The sequence below is a fragment of the Mumia quercus genome (genome assembly GCF_025506335.1).
GTDB lineage: Bacteria > Actinomycetota > Actinomycetes > Propionibacteriales > Nocardioidaceae > Mumia > Mumia quercus.
This window is the reverse complement of sequence record NZ_JANZYO010000003.1, coordinates 474,963-497,794: the sequence shown is the minus strand read 5'-3', so window position 1 is coordinate 497,794 and position 22,832 is coordinate 474,963. Positions and strand designations below refer to the sequence as shown.

18 protein-coding genes are annotated in these 22,832 nt (G+C 72.0%); 13 read left to right on the top strand and 5 right to left on the bottom strand.

The annotated features are described in order from the left end of the window. Position 1: 1 nt before the first annotated feature. Both NYZ95_RS08885 and NYZ95_RS08880 read right to left on the bottom strand, forming a co-directional pair. Positions 2 to 1,036, bottom strand: a complete 1,035-nt coding sequence (locus tag NYZ95_RS08885) for a serine/threonine-protein kinase (RefSeq protein WP_262850764.1) — start codon at positions 1,034 to 1,036, stop codon at positions 2 to 4. Then, on the bottom strand, positions 1,029 to 1,487 hold the full coding sequence (locus NYZ95_RS08880) for a DNA-binding protein (RefSeq protein WP_262850762.1): 459 nt from the start codon (positions 1,485 to 1,487) through the stop codon (positions 1,029 to 1,031). The genes NYZ95_RS08885 and NYZ95_RS08880 overlap by 8 nt, the downstream gene beginning before the upstream one ends. A 96-nt stretch (positions 1,488 to 1,583) precedes the next feature. On the opposite strand from NYZ95_RS08880, the gene NYZ95_RS08875 reads away from it, so the two are divergent. The 7 genes from NYZ95_RS08875 to NYZ95_RS20390 all read left to right on the top strand — a co-directional run bounded on the left by NYZ95_RS08875 (position 1,584) and on the right by NYZ95_RS20390 (position 11,559). Next, entirely contained in the window at positions 1,584 to 3,371 is a 1,788-nt protein-coding gene (locus tag NYZ95_RS08875) for an acetyl/propionyl/methylcrotonyl-CoA carboxylase subunit alpha (protein WP_262850760.1), read from the top strand. Between the two features lie 7 nt (positions 3,372 to 3,378). Beyond that, positions 3,379 to 4,728 carry a hypothetical protein gene (locus NYZ95_RS08870; protein ID WP_262850758.1) on the top strand — a complete coding sequence of 450 codons (1,350 nt, stop codon included), beginning with the start codon at positions 3,379 to 3,381 and terminating at the stop codon, positions 4,726 to 4,728. After that, the gene (locus NYZ95_RS08865) at positions 4,725 to 5,420 is read left to right on the top strand and encodes a hypothetical protein (RefSeq protein ID WP_262850756.1); all 696 of its coding nucleotides are present in this window, start codon (positions 4,725 to 4,727) and stop codon (positions 5,418 to 5,420) included. Before NYZ95_RS08870 ends, NYZ95_RS08865 begins: the two co-directional genes overlap by 4 nt. Next, positions 5,417 to 6,619, top strand: coding sequence for a hypothetical protein (locus tag NYZ95_RS08860; RefSeq protein ID WP_262850754.1), 1,203 nt, complete (start codon positions 5,417 to 5,419; stop codon positions 6,617 to 6,619). The genes NYZ95_RS08865 and NYZ95_RS08860 overlap by 4 nt, the downstream gene beginning before the upstream one ends. A gap of 49 nt (positions 6,620 to 6,668) precedes the next feature. Further along, the gene (locus tag NYZ95_RS08855) at positions 6,669 to 7,079 is read left to right on the top strand and encodes a universal stress protein (protein ID WP_262850753.1); all 411 of its coding nucleotides are present in this window, start codon (positions 6,669 to 6,671) and stop codon (positions 7,077 to 7,079) included. Positions 7,080 to 7,144: 65 nt separating this feature from the next. Further along, on the top strand, positions 7,145 to 10,522 hold the full coding sequence (locus NYZ95_RS08850) for a pyruvate carboxylase (RefSeq protein WP_262850751.1): 3,378 nt from the start codon (positions 7,145 to 7,147) through the stop codon (positions 10,520 to 10,522). 128 nt (positions 10,523 to 10,650) lie between these two features. Further along, on the top strand, positions 10,651 to 11,559 hold the full coding sequence (locus tag NYZ95_RS20390) for a DUF559 domain-containing protein (RefSeq protein WP_262850749.1): 909 nt from the start codon (positions 10,651 to 10,653) through the stop codon (positions 11,557 to 11,559). An 83-nt stretch (positions 11,560 to 11,642) separates the two neighbouring features. On the opposite strand, the gene NYZ95_RS08840 is transcribed toward NYZ95_RS20390, so the two are convergent. Together NYZ95_RS08840 and NYZ95_RS08835 are read right to left on the bottom strand one after the other, a co-directional pair. Beyond that, positions 11,643 to 13,016 (bottom strand): NAD(P)H-quinone dehydrogenase, encoded by a 1,374-nt coding sequence (locus NYZ95_RS08840; RefSeq protein ID WP_262850747.1) that lies wholly within the window; start codon positions 13,014 to 13,016, stop codon positions 11,643 to 11,645. 103 nt (positions 13,017 to 13,119) lie between these two features. Further along, positions 13,120 to 13,770: a biliverdin-producing heme oxygenase gene (locus tag NYZ95_RS08835; protein ID WP_262850745.1), complete on the bottom strand. Its 651-nt coding sequence runs from the start codon at positions 13,768 to 13,770 to the stop codon at positions 13,120 to 13,122. A gap of 219 nt (positions 13,771 to 13,989) precedes the next feature. Between NYZ95_RS08835 and NYZ95_RS08830 the strand changes: the two genes are divergently transcribed. The 6 genes from NYZ95_RS08830 to NYZ95_RS08805 all read left to right on the top strand — a co-directional run bounded on the left by NYZ95_RS08830 (position 13,990) and on the right by NYZ95_RS08805 (position 22,138). Beyond that, on the top strand, positions 13,990 to 15,090 hold the full coding sequence (locus tag NYZ95_RS08830) for a heme/hemin ABC transporter substrate-binding protein (RefSeq protein WP_262850743.1): 1,101 nt from the start codon (positions 13,990 to 13,992) through the stop codon (positions 15,088 to 15,090). Then, positions 15,087 to 16,157, top strand: coding sequence for a FecCD family ABC transporter permease (locus NYZ95_RS08825; RefSeq protein ID WP_262850741.1), 1,071 nt, complete (start codon positions 15,087 to 15,089; stop codon positions 16,155 to 16,157). Before NYZ95_RS08830 ends, NYZ95_RS08825 begins: the two co-directional genes overlap by 4 nt. Continuing rightward, positions 16,154 to 16,954 carry a heme ABC transporter ATP-binding protein gene (locus NYZ95_RS08820; protein ID WP_262850739.1) on the top strand — a complete coding sequence of 267 codons (801 nt, stop codon included), beginning with the start codon at positions 16,154 to 16,156 and terminating at the stop codon, positions 16,952 to 16,954. Before NYZ95_RS08825 ends, NYZ95_RS08820 begins: the two co-directional genes overlap by 4 nt. Then, entirely contained in the window at positions 16,951 to 18,042 is a 1,092-nt protein-coding gene (locus NYZ95_RS08815) for a hypothetical protein (protein ID WP_262850737.1), read from the top strand. The genes NYZ95_RS08820 and NYZ95_RS08815 overlap by 4 nt, the downstream gene beginning before the upstream one ends. Then, positions 18,039 to 20,159, top strand: coding sequence for a hypothetical protein (locus tag NYZ95_RS08810; RefSeq protein WP_262850735.1), 2,121 nt, complete (start codon positions 18,039 to 18,041; stop codon positions 20,157 to 20,159). Before NYZ95_RS08815 ends, NYZ95_RS08810 begins: the two co-directional genes overlap by 4 nt. Positions 20,160 to 20,221: 62 nt before the next feature. After that, entirely contained in the window at positions 20,222 to 22,138 is a 1,917-nt protein-coding gene (locus NYZ95_RS08805; protein WP_262850733.1) for an Ig-like domain-containing protein, read from the top strand. 83 nt (positions 22,139 to 22,221) lie between these two features. On the opposite strand, the gene NYZ95_RS08800 is transcribed toward NYZ95_RS08805, so the two are convergent. Next, the gene (locus tag NYZ95_RS08800; RefSeq protein WP_262850731.1) at positions 22,222 to 22,821 is read right to left on the bottom strand and encodes a TetR/AcrR family transcriptional regulator; all 600 of its coding nucleotides are present in this window, start codon (positions 22,819 to 22,821) and stop codon (positions 22,222 to 22,224) included. Positions 22,822 to 22,832: the final 11 nt, after the last annotated feature.

Below are 22,832 nucleotides of genomic sequence, written 5' to 3'. Positions count from 1 at the left end.
CTCAGCCGAGCAGCATCAGGAGCGCCACCACGATGACGACTCCCCCGGCACCGACGCTCAGCAGGCCGAGGACGGCCAGCGGCGCCGGCCGCCGGGCGGGCGTGCCGGGACCCGCCGGGGCCACCGGCGACGGCGTCGCCGGGGGGCGGAGCGAGGGAGTGAGCTCCGGCGTCGGCCGGGGAGAGGGTACTCCGACCCCGTCGGCCCGTACGTGCTCGAAGACCTCGACCTGTGCCCCGCCGTCGTCTGGCACGAAGGTGCTCGGCGGAACGAGGCCGGTCTCGTGAAGCATCTTGCGGGCCTGCGCCGCCGTCGCCGGCCGGAGCGCAGGATCGGGGTTGGCCATGCTCCGCGCGACGTCCCACAACCGCCGATCGACACCGGGCGGCGCCACGGCCGGCAGCGCACGCCCGTCCGGGGGTCGCTCACCGGTGAGCATCTCGGCCAGGACGACACCGGCGCCGTAGAGGTCCTGGACAGGGAGCGGGTCGACGCCGAACGCCGTCTCCGGCGCGCGGTAGCCGCGCGTCCCGAGGACGACCGCCGGTGCGGTCATCCGGGGCTCGTGCATCGGCACCGCCACACCGAAGTCGCTGAGCCGCAGGTACGGCCGGCCGCGACCGGTCGGCTCGAGCAGCAGGTTGGCGGGCTTGACGTCGCGGTGCACGATGCCCGCCTCGTGCACGGCCTCCAGCGCATCGAGCAGCTGGTCCAGGAGGCAGGCGGCCCACGCCGGAGGAAGGGCGCCGAAGTCCTCGAGAAGGTGGTGGACGGAGCCGCCGCGTACGACGTCCATGGTGAAGAGGACGGTGTCGTCCTCTCCGGCCCAGCCCCTCGGGACCACCGTGTGCGGGTGCTCGACGCGGGTGCTCAGCTCGCGGATGAACCGCAGCAGCAGCGCCGCGTCGACCTGGCGGACGAGCTTGGCCGCGCGGATCTCGTCGTCGCGCCTGTCGTGGACGAGCCACACCGTGCCCATGCCGCCGGACCCGATCGGCTCCAGGAGCTCGTACCGGCCCGCGAACACCTCACCCATCGGCGCCGTACCTGCGCAGCAGCGCCGCGATCTGCGGGTGCGCGTCTGCGACGAGCGCCGCCGCGTCCTCGTACTCGGCGGCGGTCCCCTCCGCCCGGAACAGGGCCCGCACGGCGCTCGCGTCGGCCTTCGTCCACGAGGTGACGACCGCGGCGCCCCCCTGCGACGCAAGGCCGGCGATCGCGTCCTCTCGGGTCGTCTCCCCGGACGCCACCGCCTGGGCCGCGGCGTACATCGCCTGGAGCCGGGAGACGACGGCCGGGTTGCCGATCTTGACGCGGTGCCCGTTGGCCAGCTGGGAGAGCATCGGCGCGGAGATGCCGAGCGTCGCCGCGACCCTGGCCTGCGTGAGCCCGAGGACGTCCGCGCAGCGCCGGACGATGACGCCGAGCGGCTCTCCGTACAACGCTGCCTGCGCGCGCTGGTTGGCCTCCACGTCGGGTCCGCTCATGCTCCGCACCCTAGCCGGGGGATGGACTCCTGCCGGAGGCGAGAGGGCCTCGCCCTAGACTCGGCAACGCAGCCCCCAGGTACCCGAGGAGCATCCGTGACGAACAGCCAGGGCATCCGTCCGCTGACCAAGGTCCTCATCGCCAATCGCGGCGAGATCGCGGTCCGCGTCATCCGTGCGTGCAAGGACGCCGGGATCGGCAGCGTCGCGGTCTACGCCGACGCCGACCGCGACGCCCTGTTCGTCCGGCTCGCGGACGAGGCCTACGCCCTGGGCGGCGCCACCCCGGCCGACACGTACCTCTCGATCGAGAAGATCCTCGACGCCGCGCAGCGCTCCGGCGCCGACAGCGTCCACCCCGGGTACGGGTTCCTCGCCGAGAACGCCGACTTCGCCCAGGCCGTGATCGACGCCGGGCTCATCTGGATCGGTCCTCCGCCGCACGCGATCGAGGCCCTCGGTGACAAGGCCAAGGCCAAGCACATCGCCGAGCGGGCCAACGCCCCTCTCGCCCCGGGGACGAAGGACCCGGTCACCGACGCCGACGAGATCGTCGCCTTCGCCAAGGAGCACGGCCTCCCGGTCGCGATCAAGGCCGTCTTCGGCGGCGGCGGTCGCGGCCTGAAGGTCGCCCGCACCCTTGAAGAGATCCCGGAGCAGTACGACTCCGCCGTCCGCGAGGCCGTCACCGCCTTCGGGCGTGGCGAGTGCCTGGTCGAGAAGTTCCTCGACCAGCCGCGCCACGTCGAGACCCAGTGCCTGGCCGATGCGCACGGCAACGTCGTGGTGGTCTCGACCCGCGACTGCTCGCTGCAGCGCCGCCACCAGAAGCTCGTCGAGGAGGCGCCCGCGCCGTTCCTGACCGACGAGCAGATCGACCGCCTCTACACCTCGTCCAAGGCGATCCTGCGCGAGGCCGGCTACGTGGGCGCGGGAACCTGCGAGTTCCTCGTGGCCCGAGACGGCACGATCTCTTTCCTCGAGGTCAACACCCGGCTCCAGGTCGAGCACCCGGTCTCCGAGGAGGTCACCGGTCTCGACCTCGTACGCGAGATGTTCCGCATCGCCGCCGGTGAGGAGCTCGGCTACGACGACCCGGAGATCCGCGGCCACTCGATCGAGTTCCGGATCAACGCCGAGGACGCCGGCCGCAACTTCCTGCCCGCGCCGGGGACGCTCACCACGTGGGACCCGCCGGCCGGACCCGGCGTCCGCGTCGACTCGGGCTACGTGGAGGGCGAGACGATCCCGGGCTCTTTCGACTCGCTCATCGCGAAGCTCATCGTCACGGGCAACAGCCGCGAGCAGGCGATCGAGCGTTCCCGCCGTGCCCTCGACGAGTTCGCCGTCGACGGCATGCCGACCGTCATCCCGTTCCACCGCCGCGTCCTCGACGACCCGGCGTACAACGCCTCGAACGGCTCGTTCGACGTCTACACGAGCTGGATCGAGACCGACTTCGACAACACCATCGAGCCGTACGCCGGCGGGGCCGCCGAGGCGCCCGAGGCCGCGGAGCGCGAGTCCGTGGTGGTCGAGGTCGGCGGCAAGCGGCTCGAGGTCGTCCTCCCTGCCGGGCTCGGTGCCGTCGCGGGAGCCGCGGCAGCCGGTGCCGGCGCGAAGAAGCCCAAGCGCACCGCGGGCAAGAAGGCCGGCGCAGCCGCGGGCGGCGACGCGTTGGTCTCGCCGATGCAGGGCACCATCGTGAAGGTCGCCGTCGCCGAGGGCCAGGTCGTCGCCGAGGGAGACCTCGTCGTGGTCCTGGAGGCGATGAAGATGGAGCAGCCGCTCAACGCCCACAAGGCCGGCACGATCGCCGGCCTCGTGGCGGTCGCCGGCGAGACCATCTCCGCCGGGGCTGTCGTGGTCGAGATCAAGGACTGACGTCCCCGTGCGGGGGGAGACGGCGCGGCGACGCGCCGGACGAGACGCTGCTCTGAGGGCCCTGGCGGCCGCCGTGCTGACGCTCGGTGCCGTCGTGCTCGGTGCCGTCGCGCTCGGCTCCTCCCCCGCGCTGGCTGACGCGCCCGCGTCGGCAGCGCACGAACCGGCGTCGACGGTCGACCAGATCGCTGAGGCGCTGCGTGAGGATCCTGTCCTCGTCCAGCAGGTCCTCGGCAACGGTGACGCCGCGGGCGCGGAGCAGCGGATCCGCGACGCAATCGCAGGGTCCGCGCACCCGGTCTACGTCGCGCTGGTCGCCGACCCCGGCGGGCTCGCCGACAAGTTCCCTGCCCGAGACCTCGCCCGGAAGCTTCACAACCGGCTCGGAGACGGGTACTTCGTCGTCAGGGTGACCCGGTCGATCCTCGAGGTCGAGGGCTGGGGCGTCCCCGAACCGGTCTCCGTCTCGCTGGCGAAGTCGGAGGCCGTCGAGGCGGTGCGCCAGACCAACGACCACTTCGAGCCAGGCCGGCTCCGCGTGACGACTCCGGCCGAGGCGCAGATCGCCGCGGAGATCGCGGCCGCCGGCGAGCCGTTCGCGATGGAGCCGGAGCGCGCGGTCGAGATCGCCCGCCTCCCAGGGAACGTGTCCGTCGAGCCGTACTCGATGCTCGACGACGACCGTGAGCCGACCACGTCGGGCAAGCGGGCTGTTGTCGCCACCGTCGTCGGTGCCGGCGTCCTCCTCGTCGGTCTCCGGCTGCTGCTGTGGCTGACCGCGCCGAGGCGTCGCGGGCCCGCGCGAGCTCCGGCTCCTTGGACGCCGACAGACCTCGACCTCTCCGACCTCGTCTCCCGGGCGGAGAAGGAGGCGACGCGGTTGTCGCGCGACCTCGCCAAGGCACCGGCAGGGCCGGACGCGGACACCGCCGTCGGCTACAAGGAAGCAGCCGAGGTCGTGCTCCGCGACCTGGTCAGCCGCGCCGAGCCGGGCGACCGCCGCTACGGCGCGCAGCTGCGCGACGCGGTGGGCGCACTGGTCCTCGCCCGCGCCGGGCGCGCCGTCCTCGAGGGTGACGACCCCCGCCCGTGCTTCTCCCACCCGCTCCACGGGCGCGCGACCGGCCGGGCCGAGGTCGTCGGCCGACGTGCCGTCGTCGTCCCGGCCTGCGCCCAGTGCGCCGCTTCCATCAAGGCAGGCAAGGCACCGGACGCACTCGTGTTCGCCCATCCGGCCCAGCGGAGGCCGCGTCCGTACTACGAGGAGCGCAGTCTGTGGGCGCGGACGGGGTACGGCGCGCTCGACGACACGCTGTGGAGCACCGTCCTCGCCGCGAGGGCGGGGGCGAGGCAATGAGGCGCGTACGCGCCCTCGGCGCGCTCGTCGTCGCGGTGCTGGCGGTGGTGGCCGCCGTCCTCGCCGTGGGCGCCGCCGAGATCGACCCGGCGAAGGCGACGACGGCAGGTGAGCCTGGCGACCGCGCGCGTACGATCATCGAGACCTTCGAGGCCGGTGAGCACGTCTACGTCGGTCCTGAGATGGCGTCGCTGCTCACCGCTGAGCAGATCGCCCAGGTCGAGGAGGCGGCCGCCTCCTCCGACCCGCACGTGTTCGTGGCGTTGGTGGGGAGCCACCTCGAGGCCGGTTACGACGGGACGCACCACCTGCTGGCCCAGCTCGCCGAGGGTGTCGACGCCGAGGGAGTGTTCCTCGCGTGGGACGGGGACCCGAGGACGGGCTACTCGAGACCGAGCGAGGGCCTGAGGGGCTACCTCTCCCCCGAGATGGCCGGCAAGGAGGACCAGGCTCTTCTGCGCTTCATCGACAGGGCGGACAACGAGGTCGAGCGCATCGACCCGTCGGACCCCGACCAGCAGCCGTTCGACTACTGGGGAGGCGTCGGCGGCGGCGTGACGGCCGGTCTGCTGATGGTGCTCGTCGGCTACCCGGCGCTCATGCTCGTGCTGGGAATCTTCCGCGCGCTCGCGGGGGCACCGTTCCTCCCTCCCGGCCGCTGGCGCGACTTCTTCGTCGGGAGGACGACATGACCGGCACGGCACCCGGAGCCGCAGACCTCGACGCGATCTGGGCGGCACTGGAGAACGAGCACGTCTACGTCCACCCGTCGATGAAGGGTGAGGTCACGGCGCCCCAGCTGGCCGAGGCGAAGGCCAACATCGCGCGCTCCGAGGCCCCTGTGTACGTGGTCGTCTACCCGCTGCACCCGGACGACGAGTTCACCGGAGAGCCCTCCGACCTCGTGGCGACGCTCCACGACCACCGTCCCGAGCCGGGGATCTACCTCGCGACCGACGTCCGGTGGGACCGCAACAAGCTCGACGGCGCCTCGTGGGATGTCAGGACCGAGGACCGCGACCCGGTCTACCAGGCGAGCTTCGCCGCCGAGATCGAGGAGCCGGACGACCTCGGAGCACAGGTCGTGGCGGCGACGGAGATGATCGCCGACGGCACGACCCAGGAGCGCTACGACAAGGCGTGGGCGGTCTACGAGAAGACGCTCGAGAAGCGCGAGACGTCGACGGGCTCGCAGCAGCCCTCGTCGTACGCCGACGACGACGGCGCGGGTGGGGCGTTGCCGTGGGTGGTCGGCGCCGTCCTCCTCGCCACGGCTCTCGCGCTCGCGTGGCGGGCCTTCAGGAAGGAGCGGGGTGACGCCGCGAGCGACCGCAAGGCGTTCACGCTGCCCGCATCGGTCGTCGAACGCGTGCGGGACGCCCACGACAGCGCGCTGATCGCCCGGGCGGACCGTGAGCTGCTCGCGCTCGGCGAGCTCATCGACGAGACGGAGCTCGCGGGTGACACGGCCGCCTGGCAGACGGCGCTCGACCACTACGACGCCGCCAAGCGCGTACGTGGTGAGTCCCGCCAGCCCGACGTCCTGGACGTCGTCGGGGCCCTGGTCCTCGTCGAGCGTGGCGGGGCCGCGCTCGCGGCCGCGGCGGCCGGCAAGCCGTACGAGCCGGCTCGTCCGTGCTACCTGAACCCGCTCCACGGCACGGCTGCGGGCTCGACCCCGCTGGCCACCGAGCGCGGGAAGGTCGTGGTGCCGCTCTGCGCGCAGTGCCGCCGCGACCTGAAGGCGAAACGACGCCCCGACATCCTCGACGTCGTCCGCGGCGGCAAGCCTGTCCACTACTTCGACTCCGGTGTCGAGCCGTGGGCGTCGACGGGATACGGCGCGCTGGACCCGGATCTCGTCACGCAGCTGCACCGCACCCGCCGCTGACCCGCGAGCCGTCGCGACGTGACACCGGCGGTGTGCCATCGTGCTGCCCATGACGATCGCTGTCGCCTACACCCCTGACGAGTTCGGCGAGGTCGCCCTCGAGCACGCGATCGCGTGGGCCCGCGATCGTGACACGCGTCTCGTCGTGATCAACGTCGCCAAGGACGCGCGCTTCCACGAGGACCACGACGTCGTCTCCGGGTACGACCTCGAGCAGCTCCAGCGCCGGCTCGGCTCGGAGGGCCTCCGCGGCCACAAGGTCCGCCAGCCCGTCGGCCCCGGCGTCGCCGACCTGGTGCTCCAGACGGCGGAGGAGGAGGGTGCCGACCTGCTCGTCATCGGGATCCGCCACCGGTCACCGGTCGGCAAGCTGATCATGGGGAGCGTCGCCCAGCAGCTGCTCCTGGATTCCCAACTGCCGGTCTTCGCGGCGAAGCCGGGACAGCACCCGTTACGGTAATTCCGGTCGATCCACCGACGTGGCGGAACGACCGGACCTGACGCGCTCCCGATCGGAGTTCCCCCATGTTCCGCAAGGTCGTCGTCGCCAACCGCGGCGAGATCGCGATCCGTGCGTTCCGTGCCGCCTACGAGCTCGGAGCCCGTACCGTCGCCGTGTTCCCGTACGAGGACCGCGGCTCCGAGCACCGTCTGAAGGCCGACGAGGCCTACCAGATCGGCGAGGTCGGCCACCCCGTCCGCGCCTACCTCGACCCTGAGGAGATCGTCGCCACCGCCGTACGCGCAGGGGCTGACGCCGTCTATCCCGGCTACGGGTTCCTCTCCGAGAACCCGGCCCTCGCGAGCGCGTGCGCGGATGCGGGCATCACCTTCGTCGGGCCGTCCGAAGAGGTCTTGCGCCTGACGGGCAACAAGGCGCGCGCGATCGAGGCGGCCCGCGCCGCCGGCGTCCCGGTGCTGGCGTCGGTGCCGCCGAGCCGGGACGCCGACGAGCTCGTCGCCGCCGCCGGGGCCCTCCCCTACCCGCTGTTCGTCAAAGCCGTCGCCGGCGGCGGTGGTCGCGGCATGCGGCGCGTCGACGAGCCCGCGCAGCTGCGCGACGCGGTCGAGACCGCGATGCGCGAGGCGGAGGGCGCGTTCGGCGACCCGACGTGCTTCATCGAGCAGGCCGTGGTCGACCCGCGTCACATCGAGGTGCAGATCCTCGCCGACGCGACCGGGGACGTCGTGCACCTGTACGAGCGCGACTGCTCGGTGCAGCGCCGCCACCAGAAGGTCGTCGAGATCGCCCCGGCTCCCCGGCTCGACCCCGAGATCCGCGAACGGATGTGCGCCGACGCGGTCGCCTTCGCCCGGTCGATCGGCTACACCTGCGCGGGCACGGTCGAGTTCCTGCTCGACCCGCAGGGCAACTACGTCTTCATCGAGATGAACCCGCGCATCCAGGTCGAGCACACCGTCACCGAGGAGGTGACCGACGTCGACCTGGTGCAGGCGCAGCTGCGCATCGCATCGGGCGAGACGCTGGCCGACCTCGGGCTGCGCCAGGACGCCATCACCGTACGCGGGGCCGCGATGCAGTGCCGGATCACGACCGAGGACCCGGCCAACGGCTTCCGCCCGGACACCGGCCGCATCACCACGTACCGCTCCCCCGGCGGTGCCGGGGTCCGTCTCGACGGCGGCACGACGTACGCCGGCGCCGAGATCGGCGCGTACTTCGACTCGCTGCTCACCAAGCTCACCTGCCGGGGCCGCGACTTCGAGTCGGCCGTCGAGCGGGCCCGGCGCGCGATCGCGGAGTTCCGCATCCGTGGTGTCACGACCAACCTGAGCTTCCTGCAGGCGGTGCTGGACAACGACGAGTTCGTCGCGGGCGGGGTCACCACGTCGTTCATCGACCGGCACCCCGAGCTGACCGAGGGCGCCCCGTCGGCCGACCGCGGCACGAAGCTCCTGGCGTACCTCGCCGACGTCACCGTCAACCGCCCGAACGGCTCGTCGCCGGAGGTCATCGACCCCCGCGAGAAGCTGCCGAAGGTCGACCTCGGGGCGGCGGCGCCGGCCGGGTCGCGCCAGCAGCTGCTCGAGGTCGGGCCGGAGGCGTTCGCCCGTGCGCTGCGCGAGCAGACGCAGGTCGCGGTCACCGACACGACGTTCCGTGACGCCCACCAGTCGCTGCTCGCGACGCGGGTGCGGACGTACGACCTCCTCGCGGCGGCGCCCGTCGTCGCGCGGACCACTCCCGAGCTGTGGTCGATCGAGGCCTGGGGCGGGGCGACGTACGACGTCGCGCTCCGCTTCCTCAAGGAGGACCCGTGGAAGCGGCTCTCCGACCTGCGGGCCGCGATCCCGAACGTGTGCCTCCAGATGCTGCTGCGGGGCCGCAACACGGTCGGCTACACCCCGTACCCCACCGAGGTCACCGACGCCTTCGTCGCCGAGGCGGCCGAGACCGGCATCGACGTCTTCCGCATCTTCGACGCGCTCAACGACGTCGAGCAGATGCGGCCGGCGATCGAGGCCGTGCGCGCGACCGGCACGGCCGTCGCGGAGGTCGCTCTCTGCTACACCGGGGACCTCATGAACCCGGACGAGCCGATCTACACGCTCGACTACTACCTGCGGCTCGCCGAGCGGATCGTCGACGCCGGTGCGCACGTGCTGGCGATCAAGGACATGGCGGGCCTCTTGCGCGCCCCCGCAGCCGCGCGACTGGTCACGGCGCTGCGCGAGCGCTTCGACCTTCCCGTCCACCTCCACACCCACGACACCGCCGGCGGCCAGCTGGCGACGCTGCTCGCCGCGATCGACGCAGGCGTGGACGCCGTCGACACCGCCTCCGCGTCGCTGTCCGGCACGACGTCGCAGCCGCCGATGTCGGCGCTGGTCGCGAGCACCGACCACACCGAGCGGACGACCGGTCTGTCCTTGCAGGCCGTCAACGACCTCGAGCCGTACTGGGAGGCCGTCCGCAAGCTCTACGCGCCGTTCGAGGCCGGGCTGCCGTCACCGACAGGTCGCGTCTACCGGCACGAGATCCCGGGCGGCCAGCTGTCCAACCTGCGGCAGCAGGCCATCGCACTGGGTCTCGGCGACCGCTTCGAGCAGATCGAGGACATGTACGCCGCCGCGAACGACATCCTCGGCGACATCGTCAAGGTCACGCCGTCGTCGAAGGTCGTCGGCGACCTCGCCCTGCACCTGGTCGCGGTGGGGGCCGACCCTGCGGAGTTCGCGGCGAACCCGCAGGCGTACGACATCCCGGACTCCGTGATCGGCTTCCTCGCCGGTGAGCTGGGCGACCCGCCCGGTGGATGGCCCGAGCCGTTCCGGACCCGCGCGCTGGAGGGCCGTACGGTCAAGATCGGCGAGACCGCGCTCAGCGCCGAGGACCGCGCGGGGCTGGAGGCAGACCCGCGGCCGACGCTCAACCGGCTGCTGTTCCCGGGGCCGACGCGCGACTTCGAGCACGCGCGCGGCGAGTACGGCGACCTGTCGGTGCTGCCGACCGAGGCGTACTGGTACGGGCTGCGCTCCGGCGGTGACGTCGAGGTCTCGCTGGAGGAGGGCAAGACGCTCATCCTGGGGCTGGAGGCGATCAGCGAGGCCGACGCGCGCGGGCTGCGCAACGTGCTGTGCACGCTGAACGGACAGCTGCGGCCGGTCACCGTCCGCGACCGTTCGGTGGCCAGCGACGTCGTGAGCGCCGAGAAGGCCGACGTCGGCGACCCGCTGCAGGTCGCGGTGCCGTTCGACGGTGTCGTCACGCCGACGGTCGCCGTCGGAGACGTCGTGGAGCCGGGCCAGCAGGTGGCGACGATCGAGGCGATGAAGATGGAGGCGTCGATCACCTCGCCGAACGGTGGCACCGTGCAGCGCCTCGTCATCGACGGCCCGCGCCAGTCCGAGGGCGGCGACCTCCTCCTCGTCCTCGGCTGACCTTCCCGTCCCCGGTTTGGGCACTTCCCCACCGTTCTGTCCGCGGATTCGGTGGAGAAGCGCCCGAATCGGGGAGGGGCTGTGGACGAGGGCGCCGACCAGCGCTGCGGCGGACACACGCTGCGTGCGTGAAGAACCTCCCCGACGGACCGTTCACCCCCGCTCACGCCGCCTCGGCGGGTGTTTCCGCGCGACAGCTCGAGGGACGCCGGTTCATCCGCCTTTTCCGTGGCGTCTACGTCGTCGCCGGCACCGAGTGCACGCTCACGGTCTGGATTCGCGCTGCCCTCCTGCTGCTCCCCGCCGACACCCTCGCGAGCCACCTCACCGCCCTCCAGCTGTGGGGCCTCGAGCTGCGCTCGGTGCTCCCGCTCCACTTCTCGACCAACACGGACTCCCGTGTCCGGCGCAGCCAGATCCGTCTCCACCGACGGCGTGGTCGCTTGCGGACGTACGTGCGCGAGCGCATCCCCTGCACAGGGCCTGACCGGACGTACGTCGACTGCGCGGCGCTGCGCCTCACCCTCGTCGAGCTCGTCCAGGCCGCCGACCACCTCGTGCACCACGGCCACACCTCGCTCGACCAGCTGGGCGCCTACCTCGACCAGTGCCACATCGACGGCGTCGTCCGAGCCCGACGCGCCTTCGCGTACGTCCGGGAGCGGGCCGAGTCACCGATGGAGACCCTCGTACGCCTCGCGCTGGTCTTCGCCCGGCTGCCCGAACCCGACACGAACCGCGAGATCCTCGACGCCGACGGCCGCTTCGTGGCGCGGTGCGACCTCGTCTACTGGAAGCACCGCGTGATCGTCGAGTACGACGGGGCGTGGCACGAGCGGTCGAAGAAGCAGCGCGCCCGCGACCGTACGAGGCGCGAAGCGCTCGAGCGCCTCGGGTGGACGGTCATCGTGGTGCTCGAGGACGACCTGCCGAACAAGAGGGCGATCGTCTGGCGGGTCTACCAGGCCCTGCGGGACAACGGGTACGACGGCCCGCGCCCGCACGTCAACGCCATGTGGACCCGCTGGTTCGCGTGAACGCCCCGTCCCCGATCTGGGCAGTTCGCCACCGATCTCGGCCCGAAACGGGTGGGGAAGTGCCCAAATCGGGGACGGGATGGTCAGCGGGGCTGGTGGAGGCGGCGCGCGGCCTCCGCGACGGAGCCGCTCACCGACGGGTAGACCGTAAACGCGTTGGCGACCTGGTCGGTCGTCAGTCCCGTCGAGACGGCGAGCGAGACCGAGTGGATGAGCTCGGAGGCCCGCGGCGCGACGACGACGCCACCGATCACGGCTCCGCCTCCCGGACGGCAGAAGAGCTTGACGAACCCGTCGCGTACGCCCTGCATCTTGGCCCGCGGGTTGCCGGACAGCCGCAGCGTCACCGACTCTGCGTCGACCTCGCCGGCGTCGACCTCCTTCTGGGTCACGCCGACGGTCGCGATCTCCGGCGCCGTGAAGACGTTGCTCACGACCGTCCGCAGACGCAGCGGGTGCACGGCGTCGCCGAGTGCGTGGGCCATCGCGATCCGGCCCTGCATCGCCGCGACCGACGCGAGCATCAGCACGCCCGTGCAGTCACCGGCGGCGTACACGCCGCGTGCCGACGTTCGCGAGACCCGGTCGACCTGGATGAATCCGCCTTCGTCGACGTTCACGCCGGCCGACTCCAGGCCGAGGTTGGCGCTGTTCGGGATGGACCCCAGCGCGAGCAGGCAGTGCGACCCCTCGACCTCCCGCCCGTCGGTGAGGCGCACCAGGACCCGGTCGCCCTTGCGCTCGACCGACTCCATGCGCGAGCGCGACAGGACGTTCATGCCGCGTCGGGTGAAGACCTCCTCGAGGACGACGGCGGCGTCCGGGTCCTCGCCAGGAAGGACTCGGTCGCGGCTGGAGACCAGCGTGACCTCGCACCCGAGCGCCTTGTACGCGCCCGCGAACTCCGCGCCCGTCACGCCGGAGCCGACGACGACGAGGTGCTCCGGCAGCTCCTCGAGCTCGTAGACCTGCTCCCACGTGAGGATCCGCTCACCGTCCGGGACGGCAGAGTCCACCACGCGAGGGTGCGCCCCGGTCGCGAGCAGGACGATCTGCGAGTGCATCTCCTCGGTGCCCCCGTCGGCGCGCTCGACGACGACCGTCTCGGGCCCGTCGAGGTGGGCGGTGCCGGAGATGACCTGGATGTTCTCCCGCTCGACGCGTCGCCGGATGTCGTCGGACTGGGCGAGCGCGAGGCGCTTCACGCGCTGGTTCACCTGCCGCAGGTCCACGTGCGACGGGGAGGTCGCGCGGATCCCGAGCTCGGTGGAGCCCGAGACGTCGGTCATGAGGTCGGACGTGGCGATGAGCGTCTTGCTGGGGACGCAGTCGGTGAGCACGGTCGAGCCGCCGAGGCCGTCGCGCTCGACGACGGTGACCTCCGCCCCGAGCTGTGCCGCGACCAGCGCAGCCTCGTACCCACCAGGTCCACCACCGACGATCACCACACGATTCACGTGGTCATTGTCTCGCACCCGCGTCGCCGGGCACGTCACGGCTGGGTACGGACGACCCCCGCTGTCGCGTACGCCACAGCGGGGGCCCGGGTCCGGCGCAGGGTCAGGCAGACATCTCCGCGAACAGCGCCTCGTTGAGCGCGAACGCGACCTTGACCTCGGCGACGACCCGCTGCTTGGCGTCGGCGTCGAGCGGCAGCGCGTCGAGCCCGGCGCGGTAGGCATCCTTGTAGAGCTTGGGCTTGGGCACCGCCGGGAACTCGTAGAACGCGGTACCGCCCTCGGTCAGGCCGTACTCGCGCGCAAGGATGCGTCCGATCGCCTGACCGCCCGACAGGTCGCCGAGGTAGCGCGTGTAGTGGTGGGCCAGGTAGCGCTCGGCGTCGTCACGCGTCTCGTGGATGCGCGCGACGTACGCGACCGCCGCGGGGCCGACGGGCAGGTCGCGCCACTCCTCTCCGGCGAGGAAGCGCATGTCGGTGTCGATGGCCTCGCCGCGCATCACGGCCTCGTCGACGACGGCGGACGCGACGGGGTCGGAGGCGAGCTCGCGGCCCACCGACTCCAGCGCGTCGTAGACCGCGGCGAGCTGGCGCAGGAACACCGTGTACGTCTCGACCGAGGAGCGGCCCTCGAGCAGCTCGGTCATGAACGTCGAGCTCTCGGCGGAGGTGTGCTCGGCGCGCGAACCGTCGCGCATGAGGGTCGAGAGCGCGTCCTGCGTGACGGTCTCCGGGGCGGCGGTCACGGTCATGGGAGGGCCTCCAGCGGCGTTTCGGGATACGGCAGTCAGCGGTCCCCCACAATATGACACACCGTCAGAATCAATCGGACATCGCGTCAGCACGAACCTGACGATGCGTCACTTTAACCCCGGAGTTCCGGGCGAGGCAAGGCTTACCTATGCTAGGTTCCATCGAGGTTAGGTAAGCCTCAGTCAGAGGCAGCCTCCAGGTCAGATCGGAGTGCCCCCGTGCGTCGCCGTCTTCTCCCCTCCGTCGCGCTGCTGTGCGCCGGCGCGCTCCTGTCCGGTTGCGGCACCGGAGGAGGCGAGGCGAGCGGGGACGTGCCCACGGCCTTCACCGAGATCCCGTCCCTCGCCGACGTCGAGGTCTCCTCGAAGCCGAAAGAGCTCTCCGGCGAGATCAACGTCGACCTCGGCGCCGACGAGCCGGAGCCGGTGACCACCGACCCCGAGCAGAAGCTCCCCGTCACGGTGAAGGACAGCCAGGGCACGCGGGTCACCGTCAAGACGGCCGACCGCATCCTCGCGCTGGACCAGTACGGGACGCTGACCCAGGTCGTGTACGAGCTCGGCCTCGGCGACACGCTCGTCGGTCGCGACATCTCGACGCAGTTCACCCAGGCGAAGGACCTCCCGCTCGTCACCGACAACGGCCACGAGCTCAACGGCGAGGCGATCCTCGACCTCTCCCCCGACCTCATCCTCACCGACACCTCGCTCGGCCCGTGGGACGTGATCGAGCAGGTCCGCGACGCGGGCATCCCTGTGGTGGTCGTCGACAGCAGGCGCGACCTCGACAACATCGACACGATCGTCGAGCAGGTGGCGACCGCCCTCGGCGTCCCCGACGCAGGCGACGCGCTGGCGCAGCGCACGGCCGACGAGGTCGCCGCCGCCCGCGCCGTCGTCGCCGAGAAGGCGCCCGGCACCGTGCAGGACAAGCTCCGGACGGTCTTCCTGTACGTACGCGGCCAGAGCGGCGTCTACTACATGTTCGGCGAGGACTCCGGCGCCGACTCCCTGATCGAGGCGACCGGCGCGTACGACGTCTCCGCCGAGATCGGCTGGAAGGGCATGAAGCCCCTCAACGACGAGGGCCTGGTCGCCGCGCAGCCGGACACGATCATCATGATGACCAAAGGCCTGGAGTCGGCCGGTGGCGTCGACGGCCTCCTCGAGCGCTACCCGTCGCTGGCCAACACCCCCGCCGGCAAGAACCGCCGCTTCATCACGATGCCCGACAGCCAGATCCTCAGCTTCGGGCCGCGCAGCGCCGACGTGATCAACGCGCTCGCCGTCGCGATGTACGCCCCGGAGTCGTTGCGATGACGGTGGTCGACCCCACGGTCTCGGCGCGGTTCCGCCTCAGCGCGACGGTCGTCCTCTTCGCCGGACTCTCCGTCGCACTCGTCGTGCTCGCCGTCGTCTCCGCGGGCACGGGCCAGCTCGCGATCCCCCCGTCCGAGGTGCTCGGGTCGTTCCTCCACCGCCTCGGGATCGACGCGGGCCCGATGCCCACCCACCCGCAGGGCGACGCCGCGCTGTGGAGCATCCGGTTCCCGCGCGTCGCGATGGCGATCCTCGTCGGCGCGACCCTGTCGGCCGCCGGCGCGCTCATGCAGGGCGTCTTCGGCAACCCGCTCGCCGAGCCGGGCGTCATCGGCGTCTCGTCGGGCGCCGCGGTCGCGGCCGCCGTCGCGATGGTCTTCGGCTTCACCGCCCTCGGTACGTGGACGGTGCCCGCCCTCGCCTTCGTCGGTGGCCTCGTCACGACCGTGGCGGTGTACCTGCTCGCGCGCTCCGACGGTCGTACGGAGGTCGTCACCCTGGTCCTCACGGGCATCGCCGTCAACGCCGTCACGGGCGCGCTGCTCGCGCTGATGATGTTCCTCGCCGACACGCAGGCGCGCGAGGAGATCGTGTTCTGGCAGCTCGGCAGCCTCAACGGCACGCGGTGGGACTACGTGGGCGTCGTCGCCCCGCTCGCCGTCGTCGGCATCACCGGCGCGTTCCTCCTCAGCCGCAAGCTCGACCTTCTCTCCCTCGGCGACCGCGCGGCCCGCCACCTCGGCGTCGACGTCGAGCGGCTGCGGATCGGGGCGATCACCCTGGTGGCCCTGCTCACCGCAGCCGCGGTCGCCTTCTGCGGGATCATCGCCTTCGTCGGCCTGGTCGTCCCGCACCTCATGCGCATGGTCGTGGGCCCGGGGCACAAGCTCCTCCTCCCCGCCAGCGTCCTCGGCGGCGCCGTGCTGCTGCTCGCCGCCGACCTCGTCGCGCGTACGGCGGTCCCGTACGCCGAGATGCCGATCGGCATGCTGACCTCGCTGATCGGAGGCCCGATGTTCTTCTGGCTGCTGCGTCGTACCCGCCGGACGGCAGGTGGCTGGGCATGACCGCGCGAGCCACCCTGCAGGTCCTCGGCGGCACGGTCTCGTACGGGTCGGCGACGATCCTGCGCGAGGTCGACCTCGACGTACGTCCGGCCGAGCTCCTCGTGCTGGTCGGCCCGAACGGCGCCGGCAAGTCCACCCTCCTGGGCGTGCTCGCCGGTGACGTCGCGCTGACGTCCGGCAAGGCCCTCATCGACGGCGAGCCGATCGCCACCCGCCGTGCGGGTGAGCTGTCGCGGCGGCGCTCCGTGCTCCTCCAAGAGCACCGGCTGTCGTTCCCCTTCACCGTCGCCGAGGTAGTCGCGATGGGCCGCGCCCCGTGGCACGGTCGCGACGAGTCCGACTCGGACGAGGCCGTGATCGCCGACGCGATGCGGCGTACGGACGTCACGCGGCTGGCGGAGCGCAAGTTCCCGACGCTGTCGGGTGGCGAGAAGGGGCGTACGTCGTTCGCCCGCGTCATGGCCCAGGAGGCGCCGATCGTCCTCCTCGACGAGCCGACGGCCGCGCTGGACATCGCCCACCAGGAGGCACTTCTCACCGAGGCGCGCAGGCTCGCCCGCGAGGGCCACGCCGTCGTCGCCGTCCTCCACGACCTGTCGCTCGCGGCCGCGTACGCCAACCGCATCTGCGTCCTCGCGGGCGGCCAGGTCCGCGCCGACGGCACGCCGGCCGAGGTCCTGCGCCCGGAGCTGCTGACCGACGTGTACGGCCACCCGGTGGACGTCTTCACCCACCCGCGCACGGGCGACCTGATCGTCTCCCCGCTGCGCACTCCCGTCGAGGAGGTCGTCCGATGAACCCCCTGCTCCGGCGTGGTGCCGCCAGCACCGCCGCGCTCGCCGTCCTCGGTGCGACGCTGGTGCTCGGTGCGCCGTCGCCCGCGACCGCCGCCGCCCGCGTCACCGTCACCAACGGCGACGGCAAGGCGACGGTGGCGATCGACCGGCCGACCACGTTGACGGTCAAGGGGCGCGGGTTCCAGGCGGTCAAGGGTGGCGCCGGCGGGATCTACGTCGCGTTCGGCTGGGTCTCGGACCCCGACGGCGGGTCCTGGAAGCCGTCGCAGGGCGGCAGGACCGGTGACGACTACCGCTACGTGCCCGACGCGGAGTCGGCGGACAACGAGGGCCACCAGCGGTTCCTCGCCTTCCCCGGCGCCCAGACGGAGTCGTCGGCGAACGGCACGATGAGCGAGTCCGGCGCCTTCACGACGACGCTCAGCGTGCCCGGCGCCCGCTTCTCCGCGATGGACCGCTCGGGCCGGTCCGTCGAGGTGGACTGCACCAAGGCCACGTGCGGGGTCATCACGATCGGCGCCCACGGCATCAAGAGCCCGCCGAACGAGACGTTCACCCCGGTGCGCTTCACCGCATCGTCGGCCGGCAGCACGAAGAGCCAGGCCGAGGCCGCACCCAAGGCCGCCGCAGCGACGCCGACCGCCCCCGCGGTCAAGGGGAAGGCCACGGTCGCCGTGGACCGCGCGACGGCGGTGGTCGGCCGAGTCCTGACGTTCACCGGAGCGCGCTTCCAGCCCGGCGAGCAGGTGGTCGCGACCCTCGACGACGGTGTCGCCGCCGTGGGTCCGCTCGCCGCGGGCCAGTCCGGCGAGGTCGCCGGCGTCCTCCAGCTGCCGGCGACCATCGAGCCCGGCACGCACGTCCTGCGCCTGACCGGCGCCGCGAGCGGCGCCGCACCGGAGGTCGCCTTCCCGATCGCCGCGGCGACGCCGGTCGTCGACGCGACGGCGGCCGAGTCCTCCGACGAGGCACCGCCTCCGACCGCGTGGGTGTTCCTCGGGTTCGCTGCGCTGCTGCTGCTCGCAGCCGTGCTCACCGCGGCCGCGCGGGTACGTCGCGCCCGCCACTCAGGAAGGGCCCCGCGATGATGCGCCGCCTCGCCGTTCTCGCCGCTGCCGCGCTCGTCGCCGTGATCGTGCCTTTCGCACCCGCCTCGGCGGAGGACGAAACCACCGCCCGCGCGGTCTCCGGCGCGACCTTGCGCTGGGGACTGTCGAACGAGGTCAACAACCGGGCGTACGCCCCCGGCTCCTTCAACTTCCTGTCCGCCGGACGGATCGCCAACCCCGGCGAGGGCGGACAGACACTGACGTCCGCCGAGTCCTGGGGGAACGGCAAGCCGGCTGGATGGAGCGCCTCGTCCGGCAACGTGACGCTGGAGAAGAAGGACGCCTCGGGCTCGTACGCTCCGGCGACCTGGAGCGGGCTCACGACCTCCGCGAGCGGCGGCCCCATCCCCTCGCCGACCAGCGGCACCTTCACCGACCACCGGATCGTGCTGTCCGACGGCACGGGGTGGGTGGACCCGGACACGGGGCGCGCCTCGCTCTCGTGGCGGGGCTCCTTCACCGTCGTCTTCTACTCGGGCATGTCGTACTTCCACGTCGCGGATCCCACCCTCACCGTCGGGCGAGACGGCAGCGGTGTGCTGTCGGCGACCCTCAGCGGTTTCGGCTCGAGCCTCGAGGACCACTCAGTGTGGAAGCCGATGGCGGCGAAGAAGGTCACCCTGGCGACGCTGCCGAAGGTCGACCTCGGCGCGGACGGCGCGACGGTGACGCCGGCGTACGAGGGTGTCCGCAACGGCGCGGCCGACCAGAACGCCACGAAGCCCGGCTGGGGCTCGTGGCCGACCTCGTTCGTCGAGTGGGTCACGGCGGCCGGAGCCGGCTCATACTGGTACTCCTCCGGCGGCGCCGTCGACGCCAACAAGCGCCCCCTCCCGGTCCACTTCGCGTGGGAGCTCGGCGACGTCCTCGACACCGATCCCGCGGACCCCGGCGTCCCGACCGAGCCCGAGCCGCAGACACCGCGTCCGAGCACGCCGACCCCGAACGGTTCGCCGTCCCCGACAGCGCCGACGTCGGGCGACAAGGCCACGAAGGCCTTCCGGGTCTCCGACGCGCAGCTGCGCTGGGGCCTGAACAGCGAAATGAGCAACTCGGCCTTCGCGCCGGGGACGTTCAACTTCTTCTCCGCAGGCACCGTGCCGAACCCCGGTCGTGGCGGTCACTCGTTCGCCGAGGGCGAGTGGAAGGCGCGCGCCGGCAACGTCCGGATCGAGAAGCAGACCACGAACGGCGGATCCCGCCTGGCGACCTGGGACGGCCTGCGTACGACGCCCGGCGGGCAGCCGCTCGGCTCCCCCACCAACGGGCTGCTCAGCGGCCACTCGGTCGTCATCGACGGCGGCAGCGGCACCGTGGACCCGAAGAAGAAGAAGGCGACGATCCGGTGGAAGGGCACCTTCAGCGTGGTGCTCTACAGCGGCCTGTCGTACTTCACGGTGAGCGATCCCGTCCTCACCGTGCGCAACGGCGTCGCCCGCCTCGACGGGACGCTCGGCGGGTACGCCTCCGACCGCGACGACACCTCGCTCTGGCAGGCGCTGCCGCCGACGCGGGCCCGCCTCGCCGACGCGTCCGTGACGAGCCTGTCCGGCGCCCGCGGGTTCACGGTCACACCTCGCTTCGCCGGGGTCCGGTACGACGCTCCTGCCGCGGCCGCCGCGCAGAACCGTACGGACAGCGGCTGGGGAGCGTTCCCCACCTCGTTCGTCCGGTTCCAGGAGCGGGTCGGCACCGCCGCGTACTGGTACACCAGCGGCGCGTCCACCGACCGGTTCAAGGCGGCGCTGCCGATCGCCTTCAGCTACGACGCGGACAAGCCGGTCAAGGCACCGAAGGGCGACGGGGAGGCCGGTGGAGGTCCCGGCTCGCCGTCCACCGGCTCGACCGGCTCGCTGCCCATGAGCGGAGGACCGCTGCTCGCGCCGTCGAGCGCGGTGCTCCCGCCGACGGCCACCGGCGCTCGTACGACCCTCGGTGCCACCGTCCCGGTCGGCACCACCGAGGGCATCCGGCCCGTGGCCCAGCCCCTTGGCGCGTCGTCGGCGACCTGGCCGTGGTGGGCCGGCGGGGGGCTCCTGCTCGCCGCCCTGCTCGTCACCGTCGGCTCGCGCGTCCTGACACGCCGACCCTCATGACACTCCCCCGCCCCCACTCCGAGCGCTTCAGTCTCGGAAGAACACCGAAGGGAAGCACCACCATGTCCACCCCCCTCCCCCGACGGTTCAGGCGCCTCGTCGCCGGCACCGCCGCGACGGCCCTCGCGGCCGGTTCCCTGGTCCTTGCGGCCGGCCCGGCACAGGCAGCACCGACACCTGTCACCGGAGCGGTGTTCGCCTGGGGCCTGAGCAACGAGGCCAACAACTCGGGCTACGCGCCGGGCACCGCCAACTTCCTCTCGGCCGGGAAGATCGCGGACCCCGGTGCCGGCGGCAACACCCTCACGTCGGCGACCACGTGGAGCAACGGCGTCGCCGCGAACTGGAGCGCCACGGACGGCAACGTCGAGATCCAGAAGAAGACCGCGAGCGGCGGCTACGCGACCGCCACCTGGGCGGGCCTCAAGACGAGCCCGACGGGAGCGTCGATCTCGCCGCCGACCAGCGACGTCTTCAGCGAGCACCGCGTCACCATCAAGCGTGGCACCGGCACCGCCGACGCTGCGACGGACGACGCCACCCTCAGCTGGGACGGCGACTTCACCGTCCTCGGCTACTCGGGCATGACGTTCTTCTACGTCTCGGACCCGACGCTGACAGTCAACGGCGGTGTCGGCACCCTGACGGCCACCCTCGACGGCTTCGGCACCAGCCAGGACGACATGACCGAGTGGACCGACCTCGAGAGCAAGGAGGTCACGCTCGCGACCTTCACGGGCGTCGACGTCACCCCTCAGGGCATCACCGCCACACCTGCGTTCGAGGGCGTGGAGTACGAGAGCACGGGCACCCCGCAGGACCGCACCACCGCAGGCTGGGGCTCGTGGCCGTCGTCGTTCGTCTCGTTCGTCGAGCCGACCGGCCAGGCCCCGTACTGGTACTCGACCGGCAGCGCGGTCGACCGCAACAAGAAGCCGCTCCCGGTGAGCGTGTCGTTCCCGGCTCCTGCCAAGGTCACGGTGAGCAGCACGGCGATCCCCGACACGGGCACGCACACCGTCACGGTGAAGGGCAGCGGCTTCGACCCGTCGCTGGCGACCGGGACCCGTCCGCCGCTGGCAGGCAAGCCGACCGGCGCGTACGTGATCCTCGGCACCGTCGCGGACACGTGGAGGCCGAGCGAGGGTGCGCCCTCGAGCGCGCGCAAGGCGATCACGCAGAACTGGGCGGTCCTCGCCGAGGACATGGCCACGATCGGCGGGGCCCGCAGCGGAGCGATCGAGCTGAAGCCCGACGGCACCTTCACCACCTCCTTCACGGTCTCGAAGGCCGACATCGACGCCGCTGAGGGCAAGCTCGCGAACCTGGGCATCTACACCTACGCCGGTGGCGGAGCGACGCAGGCGCTGTACGAGACGTTCACCCCGCTGAGCTTCTTCCCCGTGGTCGCCTCGACCACCACGCTGAGCGCGCCGACCACGCTCACGTACGGCCGCACGGGCACCGCCACGGCGACCGTCTCGGCGACGAAGGCGCTCACGGGCTCGGTCCAGCTGCTCGACGGCACCCGGGTCCTCGCGACCCGTCCCGTCGGTACCGGCAAGGTGTCGTTCGCGCTCCCGAAGAACCTGACGGTCGGCACGCACCGCCTCTCGGCACGCTTCGTCTCGAGCAGCACGCCGGTCGTGAAGTCGTCCGCCTCCGCCGTCCGTACGCTGTCGATCGCCAAGGTCGCCACGAAGACGGCGGTGAAGGTCAACAAGAAGCCGACGCGCAAGAAGGCCGGCAAGGCCACGGTCACCGTCTCGGGCACCCCGAAGGCGACCGGCAAGGTCACGCTCGTGGTCAAGGGCAAGGGCCTCAAGAAGACCGTCCGCGGGACCGTCAAGAACGGCAAGGTCGTCGTCAAGCTGCCCAAGCTGAAGAAGAAGGGCACCTACAAGCTGACGGCGACGTTCGCCGCGACCAGCACGCACACGGCCTCGAAGAAGACCGTGAAGCTGAAGGTCACGAAGTAGCGGACGTACGTCCCGACATCAGGACCCGACGTTCCGCCCCTGAATCCGGGGTGGAACGTCGGGTCCTTCTGTCTGGTCGTACGTCAGATGTCGCGCGCGCCGACGGCACGGAGGACGAAGCGCTCGGTGACGGCGACGGCGGAGTCACGCTCCGGCCCCTCCCCGTGCGTCACCTGACGGCCCTGCAGGCAGGCGAGGACGAGCGCGGTGGTCGCGCGCAGGTCGTCCACGACGAACGCCCCCTGCTCCATGCCGTCGGCGAGGACGCCGCGCAGCAGGTCCTCGACGACGAGGACGTGCTCGCGCATGTGGAGCAGCGCGTCGCGCGAGAGCACCGAGTAGAGCTGCGGGCCGAGCCCCATGTGCATCTCGCGCGAGAGCGCGACGTGCATCCGGACGTACGTGCGCAGCTTCTCGACAGGGCCCTTGGCCTCGTCGAGAGCGCCACGGATGGCGTCGGCGTACTGCTGGGTCTCGTCCATCGCACAGGCGAGGAGGATCCCCTCCTTGTCGGCGAAGTGGTTGTAGATCGCCGTCCGCCCGATCCCCGCGCGAGTGGCGACGTCGGCGAGCCGCACCGCGTCGTACCCGCGCTCGGTCAGCAGCTCGCCGAACGCGTCGAGCACGCGGCGACGCGTCTCGAAGCGGTGGGCGGCCAGGTTCTCGCCGATGATCTTGGGCACCCCGCCAATCT